The 16,618-nt window shown below is 68.1% G+C and carries 13 protein-coding genes; 7 read left to right on the top strand and 6 right to left on the bottom strand.

What is annotated here, in order from left to right; genetic code table 11:
• Positions 1–291: 291 nt before the first annotated feature.
• Complete coding sequence (locus ACWGIC_RS03205) at positions 292–2,193, bottom strand: S9 family peptidase (protein WP_452074254.1); 1,902 nt, start codon at positions 2,191–2,193, stop codon at positions 292–294.
• Positions 2,194–2,480: 287 nt separating this feature from the next.
• Complete coding sequence (shbA, locus tag ACWGIC_RS03210) at positions 2,481–3,209, bottom strand: RNA polymerase sigma factor ShbA (RefSeq protein ID WP_452074255.1); 729 nt, start codon at positions 3,207–3,209, stop codon at positions 2,481–2,483.
• A gap of 417 nt (positions 3,210–3,626) precedes the next feature.
• Here shbA and ACWGIC_RS03215 point away from each other — a divergent pair, with 417 nt between their 5' ends.
• From ACWGIC_RS03215 to ACWGIC_RS03225, 3 genes are all read left to right on the top strand, one after another.
• On the top strand, positions 3,627–5,240 hold the full coding sequence (locus ACWGIC_RS03215) for a PAS domain-containing protein (protein WP_452074256.1): 1,614 nt from the start codon (positions 3,627–3,629) through the stop codon (positions 5,238–5,240).
• Positions 5,241–5,481: 241 nt separating this feature from the next.
• Entirely contained in the window at positions 5,482–5,712 is a 231-nt protein-coding gene (locus ACWGIC_RS03220; RefSeq protein ID WP_452074257.1) for a cupin domain-containing protein, read from the top strand.
• 111 nt (positions 5,713–5,823) lie between these two features.
• Entirely contained in the window at positions 5,824–6,468 is a 645-nt protein-coding gene (locus ACWGIC_RS03225; RefSeq protein ID WP_452074258.1) for a hypothetical protein, read from the top strand.
• A gap of 178 nt (positions 6,469–6,646) precedes the next feature.
• Here the strand turns inward: ACWGIC_RS03225 and ACWGIC_RS03230 are convergent, their stop codons facing one another.
• The 3 genes from ACWGIC_RS03230 to ACWGIC_RS03240 form a co-directional block, all read right to left on the bottom strand.
• Positions 6,647–7,111: a hypothetical protein gene (locus ACWGIC_RS03230; RefSeq protein WP_452074259.1), complete on the bottom strand. Its 465-nt coding sequence runs from the start codon at positions 7,109–7,111 to the stop codon at positions 6,647–6,649.
• A 377-nt stretch (positions 7,112–7,488) separates the two neighbouring features.
• Positions 7,489–7,809, bottom strand: a complete 321-nt coding sequence (locus ACWGIC_RS03235) for a hypothetical protein (protein ID WP_452074260.1) — start codon at positions 7,807–7,809, stop codon at positions 7,489–7,491.
• A 25-nt stretch (positions 7,810–7,834) separates the two neighbouring features.
• A complete protein-coding gene (locus tag ACWGIC_RS03240) occupies positions 7,835–8,011 on the bottom strand; it encodes a hypothetical protein (protein ID WP_452074261.1) in 177 nt (58 codons plus the stop codon).
• Between the two features lie 1,556 nt (positions 8,012–9,567).
• On the opposite strand from ACWGIC_RS03240, the gene ACWGIC_RS03245 reads away from it, so the two are divergent.
• The 4 genes from ACWGIC_RS03245 (at position 9,568) to ACWGIC_RS03260 (ending at position 15,679) form a co-directional block, all read left to right on the top strand.
• Entirely contained in the window at positions 9,568–10,656 is a 1,089-nt protein-coding gene (locus tag ACWGIC_RS03245) for a DUF3419 family protein (RefSeq protein ID WP_452074262.1), read from the top strand.
• Positions 10,657–10,721: 65 nt separating this feature from the next.
• Positions 10,722–13,148, top strand: coding sequence for a phosphotransferase (locus tag ACWGIC_RS03250; RefSeq protein WP_452074263.1), 2,427 nt, complete (start codon positions 10,722–10,724; stop codon positions 13,146–13,148).
• Positions 13,149–13,269: 121 nt separating this feature from the next.
• Positions 13,270–14,454, top strand: coding sequence for a cytochrome P450 (locus ACWGIC_RS03255; protein ID WP_452074264.1), 1,185 nt, complete (start codon positions 13,270–13,272; stop codon positions 14,452–14,454).
• Positions 14,455–14,536: 82 nt separating this feature from the next.
• Positions 14,537–15,679 carry a hypothetical protein gene (locus ACWGIC_RS03260; protein WP_452074265.1) on the top strand — a complete coding sequence of 381 codons (1,143 nt, stop codon included), beginning with the start codon at positions 14,537–14,539 and terminating at the stop codon, positions 15,677–15,679.
• Positions 15,680–15,829: 150 nt separating this feature from the next.
• Here ACWGIC_RS03260 and ACWGIC_RS03265 read toward each other — a convergent pair whose 3' ends face one another.
• A complete protein-coding gene (locus tag ACWGIC_RS03265; RefSeq protein WP_452074266.1) occupies positions 15,830–16,612 on the bottom strand; it encodes a class I SAM-dependent methyltransferase in 783 nt (260 codons plus the stop codon).
• Positions 16,613–16,618: the final 6 nt, after the last annotated feature.

Below are 16,618 nucleotides of genomic sequence, written 5' to 3' on the forward strand. Positions count from 1 at the left end.
GAGCCAGGTGCGCCGCCACTGTCCCCGCGCAGCGAAATCCGATCTGATTTGAGCTGCCTGGCGTCCTTGGACGTGCCTGCGCTCTCGTCTACTGGGCTGGAAGCACCACCGGTCGACCACCCGGCGACCGCACCGCCAAAGAAACCGACCGCCACTTCACCGACGCCCTTGCCTTCCCCACCGGACCACAGCGCGACGACAGGGCGCCCCGCCCCACGGAGCCCGGCTCCCGATACTCCGTCCGCTCAAGTCCCCCCCTTGTTTCCTCCAGCCGTCACCACGCGCTCCCGGTCAAGGCCGGAGCCAGCGGTCGAACCAGGCACGGGTGCGGCGCAGGACGTCGAGTTGGTGATTGCGTTCCCGGATCGAGTGCCCTTCTCTGGGGTAGATCACGAACTCGTGCTCGGCGCCGAAGTGGCGCAGTGCCCGGTGGAAGTACACCGCCTGGCCGAGGGGGACGTTGGTGTCCTCGGCGCCGTGCAGGATGAGCACCGGGGTGCGGACGCGGCTGGCGAACGAGACCGGGCTGACCGCGTCGTGCGGGTGCGGGCCGATTCCGTTCCATCCGGTGCTGCCGCCGAGCGCGGCCTCGAACTGGCCGTTCTCCCCAGTCGCCGCGAGCATCCCCCAGTCGACGACGCCGCTGCTGACCAGCGCGGCGCGAAACCGGTCGGTCTGCCCGATCGCCCAGGCGGCCATGAACCCGCCATGGCTCCCGCCGGCGATGCCCAGCCGATCGGGGTCGGCGACACCCTCGGCGACGAGCAGGTCGATGCCGGTCAGGATGTCGGTCCACTCCTCCCTGCCGACCCTGCCCGCGACGCTGGCGGCGAACTCGTGACCGTGGCCCTGGCCGCCGCGCGGGTTGGGCAGGAACACCGCGTATCCAGCGGTGGCCAGCCACTGCGCGCTGGGGAACCAGAAGAGCTGGAGGCGATCGGCGTACCGGTCGTAGGGGCCTCCGTGCACGATCGTGACGAGCGGAAACGGGCCGTCCGACGCGGATTTCCCGACCGGGAGCACGAGCAGACCGTCCAGACCGACGCCGTCGGCGGCACGGTAAGCGAGCGGCCGCTGGGTGCCGAAGGGGATGCCGTCCAGTTCAGGGCGGGTGTCCGTGATCTTCCGCAGCGGCCCGGTCGGCGGTCCGAAGTACACGTTCGCGGGTTGATAGCGGGTACCGGTCAGTGCCGCGATCACTGCGCCCGCGGGAGTGGCGGTGAGGGCGTCGAGGCGGCCGGGGTGCTGCGACAAGGGCGTGAGGCCGCCGGGGTCGAGCCGGGCCAGAGTCGTGTTCAGTCCGTCGGCGAGCACCACCAGAGGGGCGGCATCGGTCTGGCACAATTCGGTGGGGCACATAGGAAAGCCGGCGGTGCGATTGCTGCGGACGCGGCTGCCCAAGGCCAAGTCGAACACGGCGGCGCCAGCGTGGAGGACCGGCGGCGTCAGGGCGACGTAACCGAGGTGCCAACCGTCCTCGCCCGGCCACCAAGCCAGAGAGCATGCTTCGGCTTCCACCGGTCCGAGCTCTTCCGCGGCCCCAGTCGCGGGATCGAACAGGTGCAGCCGTCCGGTGCGGGGGCCGTAGTCCAGGTCGGCGCTGGCGTGGGTCAGCACTGCGAGCGGGCCGCCGTCCGGTCGTTGCCGCAGTTCCACCACGTGCCGATCGCCGAACACGCTCGGGGTGGCGACCTGGCCGGTGCGCAGGTCGAGCAGGCGCAACCGGGCACGTGGTTCGCGTTCACCGACGACAATGGCGTCGTCGCGGTCCCGGGCACGGCGCGTGTCCTGCTCGGTGGGCTCGTCCTCGGCCAGCAGTGCGACCAGGTTCGGGTCGGCGAGCGGCAGGTGGTCGATGACGCCGCCGCGCCAGCTGGTCATTGCGGTCGCCGTGCCGTCGGCGAGAACGAGCCGGTGCACCTGCGGAGCACCGCGCTCGGCGCGGTCGGACAGGAAGTACAGCGTGCTCGAGTCCGCGGACCAGCGAGGCTGGGACTCGGTCGCGATGTCGGCGGTCGCCCGACGCCACATACCGTCGCCGTCGATGTCGCCGATCCAGAGTGCGGTGTCGAGGTGGTCGCCGATTCGGCTGCTGGGGGCGAGAACATAGCAGAGCAGGCGCCCGTTCGGAGCGAGAGCCGGGGTCTGCGGGAGGCGACCGTCGACCACGAGTTCGGCGGTCAAATCTGTCATGCGGTCAGTGTGCCAACGTCGACAGCGCACCACACGGACGAGTCATTGGCTCGGTGCGCTCGCGCGAAGCGCGCCGTTCGACTGACCATCGTGCGCGAAGGCCGTTGCGCCACAGAACACCCCGATCGGATGCTCTTCAGGTCTAGGGGAAGCGCGGCAAAATCGGGATCACGCGCACTAGTCGGCTCGCGCCGGTCTCAACCAGAAGCCGGGCCCAGTCCTCTCCGGTGAGAAGCATCGAGGGAATGCGATTTCCCGGTGCGCACGCACGTTCCCCGCCTTTCGGATCACCAGTCCTGGTCCTTGAGCATCCCGCGCAGTTTGGCCAGCGCGCGATGCTGGGTGACGCGGACGTTGACCGCCGAAATGCCCAGTGCCTGCGCGGTCTCCTCGGCGCTGTAGCCGACCACGACGCGCAGTGTCAGGATCTCCTTCTGGAGCGGGGCGAGCCGGTCGAGCAGCTCCCGCAGGGTGCTGCCCAGGTCGAGGCGCAGCACCTGCGTTTCGGGCCCGTTTCCCGGCTCCGGGAGCTCGGGCAGCTCGGCGACCGGCTGGAGCCGGTCGCGTGCCGCGAGCCGGTAGGCGTCGGCGACCTTGTTCGCCGCGATCGCGAACACGAGGTTCAGGAACGAGCCGCCGCGGTCCGTGTAGCCGGGCAGCGCCCGCAGAACGGCGACCGACACCTCCTGGGCCACATCGTCAGCGGACAGGTACCGCACGTCGCGCCCGTGCAGCCGGGCCCGGCAGTACCGCGTGACCACCGGACGAAGGACCTCCAGCAGCCGGGCGATCGCGGCCCGGTCGTGGTCCCTGGCCGCGCGCACCAGCGATTCCAGCTCCTCTCCGCCCAGCCGCCCGGCGAACCGGGGAACCTCCTCTTCCGCAGCGGGCCGGGCAGTGCCGGACCGGAATTCGTCGCGCGTCAAGACGCCTACGACACCACCTGAACCGGCCGGGCGAAGGCCGGCCGAACCGCTCAAGTCCTGCCCGCCCGCCACCGCAGTCGCACTTCTCATCCCACACCCCGTCCCGATCGCTATGAGCGTGCCGGACGAGCACCGGCGCCGGCAGAGACATGCGACCTGCGAACGAGGACCAAAGTCACCCGCTCGAATCATTCTCGGGCCGACAATCGGCGTCCGGCCGCAAGAGTCTGTCGCGCGGGTGCCGCTTCGCGTTCGCACGCTGTTCCTCGGACGCGCCCGACCCACGCGATCGGCCCGGAAGGCCTTGGCCGTCAACGAGAACCGTCGCGGCGCGATCAGCCGACGCCTGGCGGGCCGTGCTCCGCCCGGAGGAAGCAATCGTGATGAAACGCGCGCCCGTCGCCCGGCTGGCATGGGTGCCGAACGGAGGTCGGCCGCTAATGTTCGTTCGGCTGGTCCGCCGGGGTCAGCGACAAGAGGTTGCTCGCAGCGGAGGATCGGGGCGCGATGTCGGACTCTGTCGATTTCGAAGCGGTGTTCCTGGCCGCGTCGTCGCCGACCGCGGTGTTGTCGCGGGAATTCGTCATTCTCGCGGTCAATGACGCCTACGAGGCGGTTTCGGGCCGCCTCCGGAACGAGCTGGTCGGACGGAACGTGTTCGAGGCGTTCCCGGACGATCCGCAGGACCCGCGCGGCGCCCGGGCGCTGCGCGCATCGCTCGAACGGGTGCGGTCCACCCGGCAACGGCACGCGATGCCGCTGCAGCGTTACGACGTCGAGGTCGCCGAGCGCCCGGGCGACGTGGAGCAGCGGTATTGGAGCCCGGTCAACACACCGGTCCTCGGTCCCGACGGTTCAGTGCGGCTCATCCTGCACCGCGTCGAAGAAGTGACGGGTTTCCTGCGTCAGCTGCGCGCGGCCGGACCCGAACCGCAGACCGGCGAGGTGCAGGCGATGCAAGCCGAGGTGTTCGCGCGCAGCCGGGAACTGCACCAGGCCAATCAGCAGCTCGCCGCGGCCGCGGACATCTCCACGGCGCTGCTGGCGGACGTCCCTTCGGCCGACGTTTTGGACCTGATCGCGGCCCGGGCGCGCGAAATCGCCGAAGTCGACCAGACGCTGCTGCTCGCGCCCGACGACGGCGGAGAGCATCTCGTCACCGCGGCCGCGGCCGGCGCGCAGTCGCAGGCGTACCGGGCGTTGCGGCTGCCGCTGACCGGAGGCTCCGGCGCGGAACCGCTGGCCGTGCGGGTCTACCGGACCGGCGCGTCGGCGGTCAACGAGGATGCCGCGCAAGCCGGCCGTGCTGCCGGGCTGAGCCCGGATGTCGCCGTGGGCTCGGCGCTCGGGGTGCCGCTGGGGTCGCCGGGCGCCGTGCGCGGCGTCCTCGCCGTCGTCAACGAACCCGGACGCACCGTCGCGGCGGGCCAGGCGGTGCGGTCGCTGGAACTGTTCGCCGCGCAGGCGGCGATCGCCTTGGAACTGGCTGAGCGGCGATCGGACGCGGTGCGTTTGTCGCTGCTCGACGACCGGGAACGGATCGCCCGCGAACTCAACACGTCCGTGGTCGCGGGGCTCTCCGGCATCGGCATGGAACTGACCGCCGCGCTGAAGCTCATCCAGCGTCCGGCCGCGGCAGAGCGCGTGCACAACGCGGTCGAAGCACTGGACCACGTCATCCGGCAACTGAACTCCGCCGTCTTCGCGGCACCCGACGACCCCGCCCCGCGACGCCACCTGCACCGGCGGATCCACGATCTCGTCGACAGCGCCGCGGCGACGTTCGGGGTCGCCACCACGACGCGGGTCGACAGCCGGTTGGATACCGCACTCGACGATCAGGCCGCAGCGGCGTTGCTGGACATGCTGGACACCGCGTTGTCCGCCGCAGCGGGCCGTCCAGACACCCGGCACGTCCTCGTCATCGCCGAGCTGCGGCCCGGACCGGAGCCTGGCTGCGTTTACGCGCGAGTCGAGGACGACGGAACTCCTGCGGCACCGGCCAGTCACAGCACGCGGTTCGGCGGAGACTTCGCGATCGCCGCCCGCGCGGATGGTGGCACGGTCGTCACCTGGCAGTTGTCGCTCGGCGAGACGGGCCCTGCGGACCGCCTCGGCTGACCGGCGGTGGCGACGCAGCCGGGTTCTCGAGGCTGGTCCGAGTCACGCCGGGGTGCCGAGAACGGGCCGTCTGCCGACGCCTCCGACCGGTTCTGCTGGGTGTCGCGGGCAGGCGGCGGCGAGCGTCCGGGCTGCCGGTGAGGCGGGCGCAAGCCAGCAGCTCGCCGTTACGCATTCCAGGTGGACAACGTGGCCCCGCACGCAGGCCAGGGCTTACCGTTCTGGCGGGAAGGTGAGGCCGATGGCGAGAATTCACCTGGATCCGGGCGAGGAGTTCGAGCATTACCATTCGACCGCGAGCACGTCGACGCTGGAGGAAGGCTCCGCGGAGATCCGCCACCCGGGCGGCCGGCAGGAGCTGGTGACCGGACGCCCGATCACCACGCCGGCGCGTACGAGCCACGTCATTGTGAACACCGGCTCCGGCGTGGCGATCATCAACTGCGGCTGCCACGCTCCGCCGCCGAACTGAACGCGCGGCGGACAGCGAAGAAACCGCCCCGGACTCGTCTTTGGGGGCCAGATGGCATCCGCGCGGCCCAGCAAGCCGGGAGGGCACAAGATCAGGCGGCGGTGGGCCGCGGTGTGGCAGTTCTGGCTTCTTCTCGCTGTCACCGCGGTGCTCGCGGTGCGGGAGATCCTTCACGCAACTCTCGGCCGCACGGCGGGCATGGACTGGTTGCTCCGGCCGGAACTCCTCGGCGTCGGACCCAGCGTCAGCCTTCTGGTCGGCGCGCTCACCTTGCTTCTCGTCCGAAATCAATTCGCACTCGGACTTCGACCTTTCATCAGCTATCACAGCGGATGGCTCAAAAGCAACTCCGGCACCGTTTACCTTGCCGAGGCGGAGGGCCCGATATGGGCCGTGACCGCGAGAAACGCCGGATCCGGCATCGGTGTCATCCGGAACGTGCGGATCACCGTCGCCTGCGCGGACTCTTCAACATTCTCTGGAACGCACGACGAGACCGTGGCCTTCCTGCGAGAACGTTGCGACCTCGAACAGAACAGAGAGTACGCGCTGAGCAAGCTTTCACCCGGAGGAGTTTTCGCGAGCGGCGACGAGATCCGGCTCTTCGAATTGACTCACGGATCACGTTGCCTGTTCTCCGAGTTCACGGTGTCCGTTGAATTCGAGGGAACACTTCGCGACGCGTACGCGAAGAATATTTTTTGCATTCCACCGTCTGGAATACCTCCTGCGCCGCAAAAGCAACGGGAGGAGTGAACGCTGTCGCTCGGCAGCCGGGAGCCGCACAGCGACGTGGCCTGCCGCACGGAGGTCGTTCCGCTGGTGACGTCCGACAATCCGCGCGGTCCGACCTCGACAGACGACGGCTGGTGCCAGCGGTGGTCGACACCGGGCCGACCCCTGCTCCGGGGGGCGTATCCGGACCGGCTCCAGGTCAAGGAACGTCAGCGTGCCCCTTGGGGTTCCTGACCGATGGTCCGCTCGGTGTCTGAAGGTCCAGCACGCGGGCGAGGGCCGCGATCACCGGGTCGGCGTGGCGGGGCAGGTTCTGGGCAGCCCAGTCGGCTGCCAGCGCGAGGAAGCCGACGAGGTCCTCCTCGGCTCGGGCGAGGAGGAGCCGGAGATCGGCGGCAGGCAACTCGATCACCGGACTCTCGTGCTGCTCAGCGTCGACGATCAGGCGGACGGTGTCGCCGCGGCGTTCGGCGCGCGGATCAGGGTCGTGCCCGAACCAGGTTTGCCCGCTGCCGTCGAGGACACGGTGCCAGTCGCGCCAGTCCTCCAGGCCGTTGCAGCAGCCCGGCAGGAACGCTACGCCCGTGGCGCTGTCGGTCACTCGCAGGCCGCCCGCCGCGAAGAGGGTGTCGAAGGTGAGCAGGCCGTGCAAGAACGACGCCACCGGGTCGGCGGGCCGGGGCGGATGGCCGTCGTCCTCAGGATCGATGTCGTTGCAGCTGGGCCGACACCGGACGCGCCAACGGCAAACTCATCGGCACCGGCTGGTACGGGCTCTACGGCATGACCGCCGCCCCGACTCCTGCCGCCTCGCCTCCTGACTACACCGCATCGGGTCGGGTACCGCCTCAAGGCAACACCCGACCCGATGCGAACAGCCCCGCGAAACCACAAATCCGCCGCACTCAAGCGCAACTCACCGCCATCACCGAACTGCGGCATTGCGTGCCTCCGCAATCAATCCGGCCGATCTGCGCAGGACCCGGCGCTGAGAAGCCCGGTCCGGCAGGATGCCTCGGAACTCCCGGCCGACCGCGCAGCTCATGACGGTAGCAGCCGGATCGGCGCGGCATCCGTCTCAAGCCCGTCATCCAGTGCCCGGCCCGGAACAAGCGCTCGCACGCCGCGACCGCCTGGCCCGGACAGCGTCCTCGAACTGCCGCATCTCGGCAACCTCCGGGGATAGACCTCCCGGTGCGGGAATCCGGTCGGCGGTGCGGGCCAGAACGGGACGAGGAACTGTTCTGCGCCGCGCAGCGGCCCCGCCACCGCGTCCTCGTCGACGCGACGCGCCGTGGCGGCTTCGGCGTCCTGCCGGATCCGGCCGCGGTCACGAGTTTCGATCAGGCCCCAGTCGATCACGCCGCAGGAGGTTCCTCGCAGTCCGTCAGAGGGCGATGGCTCCGATGACGCCTCCGACGATAGCGCCGGTGTGGCTGCCCCCGACGCGGACGTTGACGTCGACCTCCGCCGCTGAGGAGCTTCCGACGACGCCTGCCGCCGGAGCGGCCAGAACTGTGAACAGCAGTGCAACGACCATGGTGACGCGGCGGGCGATAGTCATGCCGAACTCCTCTGTCGTGACGTCAACGCACGTGATTTCTCCGCGCCGCCGTCAGAGATGAACGAAGCTGACCGCGGCCGGACCCCTGGGCCAGCTTTGTCCACTGTAGACATGACTGCGATTGGTGTCATATCGGCGACACCATTGAGCGAGACCGCCCTCGCCTCCTGCGACGGCGGTCTCCAGGCCGCGTTCGACCGCGTCGCCGACACTGCGAGGGCGTCGAAGACGAGTTCCTCGCAGCGCGCGAACAACTGCTCGCCGGGCCCGCAGCCAAGCGTCCAGACATCGAACAGTACGCGAAAGCATGGTCGTACATCACTACCCGCTACCACGGTGCCGGGCATGCGTGGAACGGGTGCCGCGACCCGGTCGTGACGCTCACTCCGCAACGCACCGTCTGCACCGCCGCACCCCTGCCGTCGAGCCCTGGCAAGGACTTACGAGCGCACAGGCGGGCAATCCGGAGCGGCGGCCCTTTCCAGCACTGTTTCCGTGGAAAGACGATGCCGGCCCAGTTCAGCCTGGACTTGCCCAGCCCGGCCTCGTGGTCTCCCCGAAAGACCCCGCGGCCGCCTTCTCGGGTTTCGGCGGCGAATCCACGTCGTGGGCCTGAGCCAGGGGCGCGTGGAGCAGACGCTCTGGTACGGCCGCGACCTGGCCGTACCGGCGTGGCTTCGCCGCTTCGGGGAGGGCTGCCGGACGCACTATCGCTCCGAACTCCTCGCCCGCAGTCGAATCCTGGCCCGCCGCTGCGTCGGAAGGCTGTTCAGCACAGTGCTTCCAGGTTCTCGCTGGCACGACAACTGCCCGGAGACGACGGGAGCGTCGAACGGCGAGATGGCGCTGCGCGGCCGAGGACTCCTGTTGATGCCACTCCGTTCTGGTCAGGGACGCCGCGGGTGGGAGACCTCCCGGATCAACCGGTGGTGCTGACCTGTCCCGCGAGGCAGACACCAGCCATCCGGGCAGGCAGGGAATCGGGTTCGCTGGCGGCGATTCTCGGCACCGTCCGAGCAGAGGTGTTGCGTCTGCCGGCAACGAGACCACCACCAGCGCGATCGCGCAGCATGGGCATCAGCTCCCCGCCGCGTCCCAGCACGCCTCGTATCGCGCGGCGGGCGCCTGGTCCCCAGTCGCCATGACGGCAAGAGACCGGGGCCCGCACCTCTCCCCCGCCCGGCCTGCGGGGATTCGGTGCCGCGGCCGCTGTCAGCGCGCACGGGGCCGAGAACCCCAGCCGAACACATGGTCGCCGCCGTCGCCGAAGGTGTCAGGAATCCGGTGCCGCTCATGACCCCGTTCGGGCGAACGGCTGCGGAAGCACTTGCTGTTCCAACCCGGCTCGCTAAAGTTGAAAATCAGCCAACGGTGGTTCCGCACCATTACCGAGGAAGAAACGAGAACATTACCCGTCGACGTTGACCGCAGGTTGAGCCGAATGAGCATTCAGGCACAGTCCGGGCATTCCCTGGATAACTCTCACGAGAGGTCGAAGTACAACCTGGTCGATCGAATCGGCAGTCGCCCGGTCCCATCCCGAGCTGAGGTATTCCATGAAAAGCGAGTTTGAAGCACTGGTGCCCCATGGAATACTGCGCTATTCACAGGTATGGGAGGACCACCGGCTCCTGGAGGCGGGACTTGAAATATCCCCGCAGGACAACGTGTTGAGCATCTGCGGTGCGGGATGCAATGTGCTGGCGCTCTTGCTCGCGGGCGCCCGCAGCGTCACGGCCATCGACGTCAATTCGGCTCAGCTCGCTTTGCTGAACCTGAAACTTGCCGGGATCAGGAAGCTCGCCGGGCACGCCGACTTCGCACAGTTGCTCGGCGCGGCGGAGTGCACCGATCGGCTCGCTCTCTACGAACGGGTCCGCGACGATCTGCCTGAGAACTCCCGCCGATACTGGGAGGCCCACCTCGGCGATCTTGAAGCGGGGGTGCTGACCGCGGGAAGGCTCGACCAGTATCTCGCGAAGTTCAGACGCCACCTCGACCCCGTCGCCGCTCAAGGGATACTCGACTCCGCGACCCCGCAGGACCGGCGCAGGAACTACGAGCTGATGTGCACCCCGGAGACGCGCGAGCTATTCGAACAGCACTTCTCCCGGGAGAACATGCAGGAGGAGGGCCGCGATCCGCAGCAGTTCAAGCACGCTCCGCCTCTGGACACCGCCAGACATTTCTGGGACAGATTCCGGTGGGTCTGCACCAAGCTTGACAACCGGGAGAATTTCTACCTCGAGTTTTTGCTGACGGGCAGATACGCCAGCCTCGACCATGGCCCTCCTTACCTCAGGCCAGCCAACTTCGAGCGGCTTCGACGCCTGATCGGAAAGGTCCGCATCGTACATTCATCCGTCGAGGAATTTTTCGAATCAACTTCCGAAGAATTCACGAAAATGGCGCTTTCCGACATCTTCGAGTACATGTCGCAGAAAGATGCGGAACTCTTGATGGAAAGCGTGGCACGCCACCTCTCGTCAAAGGGTCGATTTGCGTTCTGGACCTTGCTTGCGGACCGGACTCCGCCCGCGTCGCTGCACTGCCGGCAAAAAATAGGGCACGATCTTCCGGATTCGCCGGCACTGCCGGATCGGTCATGGTTCTATAATTCGTTCAACGTCTACGAGCTGAATTAGCGTTTGTTCGGCAAGCCTGCTTTAGCGCCATCAGCGCGCCCGATGCTTTTCCACAGGGAGTGACAATGGATGGTGCGGCCAAATCTGCTCGCTCGGCGACGTTCGACCTCGTTGTCCCCGAGCGAGGAATCTATTCGGAAGCGGCGAGGATCAAGAGATTGGCCTGGCTGCGCGAGTCGACCGGACGCGAACTTGGCTCGTTGAAGCAAGTTCGGCTGGACCCGTCGGCGCTGACCGGAAACATCGAGAATCTGGTGGGCGCGGTGGAGGTCCCCGTCGGCATCGCCGGTCCCCTCGTTTTCCATGGTCAGAACGTGACCGGCCCCGTTCTGGCCCCGATGGCCACGACCGAGGGCGCTGTCGTCGCGTCCGCGTCCCGAGGAGCACGGGCGGTCAGTCTTGGCGGCGGAGTGACGACCCGCGTGGTCGGCCAGCGGATGATCCGCTCGCCGATGTTCCTCTTCGACCGGGTGTCGAACGCGCATCGCTTCGCCGAGCACCTCGACAACCGGTGGGACGACCTCGCGCGGCTGGTGTCCCAGGTGTCCGCCCATGCCCGCCTCGTTTCGGTCTCGCCCCTGATTCTCGGAAGGGCGGTGCACGCCCAATTCGGGTACGAAACCGGCGAGGCAGCGGGACAGAACATGACGACCGCGTGCACCTGGCACCTGTGCAAGTGGCTCCTCGAGGAGCCGGGCGCCGAAGCCGTGGAGGGACTCGAGTCGTTCAGTCTCGAAGGAAACACCGCCGGCGACAAATCGCTCGCGTTCCGCACGGCCGTCGAGGGCAGGGGAACGCGGGTGACCGCCGACTGCGTGATCCCCCGGGAGATCGTGGAGAAAGTTCTCAAGAGCACGCCTGAAGCGATGACGGAAACCTATTACCACGCGACGATCGGCGCATCGCACAGCGGGATGATCGGTTCGTCGGTCAACGTGGCCAACGTCGTCGCGGCGATCTTCACCGCGACCGGTCAGGACATCGCCTGCGTCCACGAATCGAGCGTAGGCCACCTGACCATGGAAGTGCGGCGCGAAGGTCTCTACGCGAGCATGACTCTCGCCGGACTGGTGGTCGGCACCGTCGGCGGGGGAACCCATATCGCAGCCCAGCGGGAGCTGCTGGACATGCTGGGCTGCCAGGGCGCGGGAGCAGCCAGGCGACTGGCTGAGATCGTGGCCGGCTTCGCTCTCTCGCTTGACCTCTCCACGGCGGCGGCGCTGGTGGCCGGGCAGTTCGCGAGCGCGCATGAACGGCTCGGGCGGAGCCGGCCGGTCGACTGGTTCCGCCTCGACGAACTTGACGCGCGCCGTTTCACCAGTGCGCTGCGAAAGGCCCGGAACGACGGCTCTATCACCGTGACCGCCGTAGATCCGGTGCGACTTCCCCTGGGGACAAGCATCCTCTCGGAACTGACCGCCCGGGGCGCCCGGCGCACGGTGGGCCTTTACCCGCTGCGGCTGACCGTCGAACCCGGCGACGGATCCGCTTCTTCGTGCACAGACGTCCTTGTCAAGATCAAGCCCAAGGACCAGGAAATCGCGCAGATGATGAGAACACTGGCGTCGGTCTGCGGCGAACGGCTCGCTTCGCTCTACACCCGCTTCGCCGAACACCTCGGCTTCACCGGCTGCGATGTGCGCGAGATCGCAATCTACGAACAGGCGGACAGCCGGTTCCGGGAGTTGGCCCCCGAGGTCTTCCTGACCTATCGCGACGATACGCGCGAGGCATACGTGATCGCGCTGGAGTACCTGCACGACATGACGGTGCTCGACACCTCCGGCACAATCCGCCCGTGGAAACGCGACGATCTGATGATCGCTTCGCGCGACCTCGGAAAGCTCCATTCCCTATGGCTCGGCAAGCGCCGCGAACTGCTCGGCCAGCCCTGGATCGGGCATCCGCCGAACGCGCGAAGGATGACCGAGGCATCCGACCTGTGGCGAGGCCTGGTCGACCACGTCTCCATGGAGTTCCCGGACTCGACGATGGCGCGCAACCGCGGCCGGCTCATCGAATACATCCGCACCCTGCCGGGATGGTGGGCCGAGATCGAGGACATGCCTCAGACGCTCATCCACAACGATTTCAATCCGCGCAACCTTGGGGTTCGCAGCCGGGCCGGCGGAACACTCTGCGTGTTCGATTGGGAGCTGGCGACAGTGAACGTCCCCCAGCACGATCTCGCGGAGTTGATGTGCTTCGGCCTCGCACCGGACGGGGTGAACGAGCTTCTCGTGCACGAACTCCTCGAAGCGCACCGGGTGTCCCTTGAAGAGAACTCCGGAGCGATCCTGGACGCCGACCGGTGGCGCCGCGGATACGGACTGGCTTTGCGGGATCTGGCGATCAATCGATTCGGGCTGTACTTCGTCGCGCACACCGTGCGCCACTACGAGTTCCTCGAGCGGGCGAGCACGACCCTCTTCGCCCTGCTGGGCCTGGAAGAACGGCTGGAAGCCGATGCGGCGGGCAAGCCGGATCGGTAGCGGCGGTGCCGTTTCGCCCCTCCGTCCGGGCGTCTTCCGCCGGATCCGCCCGGCGGCCGCGCGAGCAAGGCGGAGCCCGCCGCGCGGGTGACACTGCTCAGAACGTTCGAGAGGTATTCGCATGGTGGTTCGCCCCTATCCGTTCGGTCCTGCCGAGCAGCTCCTGCTCCACCCGGCTTACCTGCGGCTGCAGGCCGAGGAACCCGTGTCCCGGATCGTCCTGCCCTACGGCGGCGAAGCGTGGCTGGTCACCAAGTACGACGACGTCCGGACCGTGCTCGCGGACCCGCGGTTCAGCCGCGCGGCGACAATGGACGCCGGTCGCGAACTGCCGCGCACCATCTCGTACCGCCCGCAGCGGCCCTCCGTCCTGACCATGGACCCGCCCGCCCACACCCGGCTGCGCAGACTAGTGGCCAACGCGTTCACCGCGCGCCGTGCTGAGCTGTCACGTGATCGGGTGCAGGAGATCGCGGACGGCCTGCTCGACCGGCTCGCGGAGCACGGACCGCCGGTCGACCTGGTCGAGGCGCTCGCCTTGCCCTTGCCGATCGCGACGATCTGCGAACTGCTGGGAGTGCCGTTCGGCGACCGCGGCCGATTTCGGAAATGGTCGGACGCGATCCTCTCCTTGAGCGCTTGTACGACCGAGGAAATACAGTCGGCCAACCTGTCGTTGCGGACCTACATCGCCGGCCTGGTCGAGCGTAAACGCGCCGAGCCCGCCGACGATCTGCTGACCGAGCTGATCTCAGCTCGCGACCAGGAGGACCGGCTCACCGAGGAAGAGCTGGTCAGCTTCGGCGTGACGCTGCTGGTCGCCGGCTACGAGACGACTGCCGGCCACATCGGCAACTTCGTGTGGACCCTGCTGCGAAATCCCGATCGGCTGGCCGAGTTGCACGCCGAACCGTCGTTGGTCAAGCCCGCAGTCGAGGAATTGCTGCGGACCACGCCGACCAGCGCCGAGGTCGCGTTTCCTCGGGTCGCGATGGCGGATGTCGAGCTGCGTGGCGTGCTGATCGCAACGGGCGACACGGTTTTCGTCGCGAACCCTGCCGCGAATCGCGACCCGGAGGTCTTCCCCCGGCCGGACGAGACGGACTTCCGCCGCGAGACCAACCCGCACCTGGCGTTCGGTTACGGCGCGCACCACTGCGTCGGCGCGGCACTGGCCAGAATGGAGTTGCAGGTCGTCCTCGGAAGCCTGCTGGGCCGGTTCCCGGGACTCCGGCTGGCCGGCGACGTGGAGTTCAGGAAGGGAAGGCTGATCCGCGGTCCGCAGAGCCTTCCCGTGCAATGGTAAACCGGCGGGCACGCAGGCCGCGGCGGCCCGGACGGCATGCTCCGCGGCCGCGAGCCAGCGCTGACAGGAAGCAGAATCTGCGATGAGTGCACCGCGCGGAACGTCTCGCGACGTGATCCGGCGGGATGCTTGCGACGGCGTCCCGGACGGCTTCTTCGACATCGCCCCTCTCGTGTACGGCGGCGACGACCGATGGATTCCCGAGGAGCGCCGGCCGGTCGAACGCGCGTTCTCCGCCCAGAACGGGTGGTTCGGCAAGGGGCGCTCGTGCACCTTCCACCAACCGGGATTGAACAGGCTGGCCGCCTTCGCGAGCCCGGAGATGAGGATCGGCGGACGCCCGGTCGCCTTCTTCGGGTATTGGGAGACCCGGGCGTGCCCTGACGACGACGCACGCCTGTTCGCCCACGCGGCCGAATGGTGCCGGAGCCAGGGCGCGGTCGAACTGTGGGGGCCGGTGAACTTCACCACCGCGGGACAGTACCGGATCCTGCTCTCCCACGAGCACGAGTTCCTCCCGTTTCTCGGAGAGCCTTACAACCCGCCGGACTACCCCCGCCGATTGGCGCGATGCGGATTCACACTGGCCAAAACCTATTTTTCGACCGTTTGCACTAAAGCGTCGCTGCGAAACGTTATCTCGAAACTCGGCGCAGCCCGTGCCAGGTTGGCCGATTCGGGATTTCGATTCGAATCGATGGCCAGCGATCGTTCCGCCACACGCCTTCCCGGCCTTTTGACCTTGGTCAACGAGTCGTTTTCGGACAGCCTGGCGTTCGTGCCCCATGACACGGATTCGTTTCAAGCGTCCATCGACAACCAGCTGCCGGTCATCGACCGGCATGCCAGCTCGTTCTGCCTCGACAAGAACGGAAACGTCGCCGGATACCTGATCGTCATGCCCGATTACGGCCCGGTCCTGACGCAGGGGTCCGGGGAATCGCGCGTCGCCGCTTCCAGCCTGACCTACGACGCCGCCATGCCCGTCCTCGCCCGGAAGCGCGAAGCGCGGCTGGTGATCAAGACGGCCGTCGTGTCGCCGCGGTACCGCGAACGCGGCATCCTGCAAGCCATGGCGTACCCGGCACTGGCCGGGCCGGATTCCGCCCGGTACACCAAGGGCGCGATCGCGGCATTGATGCGGGAAGGCAACCACTCGCGCAAGGTCCTGCACCCGTTTCGCGAGGCCGAGCGGGAATACGGGCTGTTCCGGATCTCGTTGTGAGACAGCCGGGAAGCCGGTCGCTGCCGGCCGTCGTTCCGCGCCCGGCCTGTCCGGTGCCGCATCAACGCGCACACCGCCCGGTTTCCCGGCAGCGTGCGGACGGGTTCCCTGCGCGCACGAGCGCATCCGCGAACTCAGGGTCCAGCGAAGTCATGCGAGCGTCGCGGTCACGGTGAAACAGGTGTTGTGCAGAAGATAGGAACCGTCGGTGCGCCGAAACGGCGAAATGGAGCCAGTGACGATTTCCGCGACTCGCTTCCGGCCGACGTGGCTGATCGCGGCGGCTGCGGGGCCTGTCGAGAGCAGGCCGCGGAGAGCGGTCTCCAGGTCGGGGTACTGCCAGGGACACGACAGCGTCCGTTCCGGGGGAACGTCCAGACCCGCGCACGACAGCAATTGACGAACCGCTGCCGGCTCTGTCAGATCCGGTACGGGTTCGGTTCTGGGCGCCGCCGGCGGCAGCAGCCCTCCGAGATCGAGGAAGTACGCCATCGCATCGCAGCTCAGAAGGGGGCCCCACGCGGTGACAGCGATCTGCCCTCCCGGTCGCGTCACCCGTTTCGCCTCCTCGACGACTATGGCGGGATTCCGCGCGAAGTGCAGGCTGTTGAACGCCGTTACCGCGCCGAACTCTCCGCGGCGGAAAGGAATCCGTTCCATGTCCCCCACCCGGAAAGTCCCCAGGGGGTGTCGGTCCCGGGCGATCTCGATCAATGCCGCTGAGCTGTCGAGTCCGCTGACCGGTACGCCGTGGCTACCGGCCAGCCGGACGAACCCGCCTGCCCCGCAGCCCAGGTCCAGCACCGGCCGCGACGGCGAGAGCGCGAGCTCGGCCAGGACGGTCCGCCAGGCGGGGAGAATGGTCCGCTCCTGGACCTCGGCCCAGTCGCGGGCGTTGGCGCTCCAGCGGTCCTTCACCGCGCGGCCCGGCACCGGCTC

The sequence above is a fragment of the Amycolatopsis sp. NPDC054798 genome (assembly GCF_053611505.1).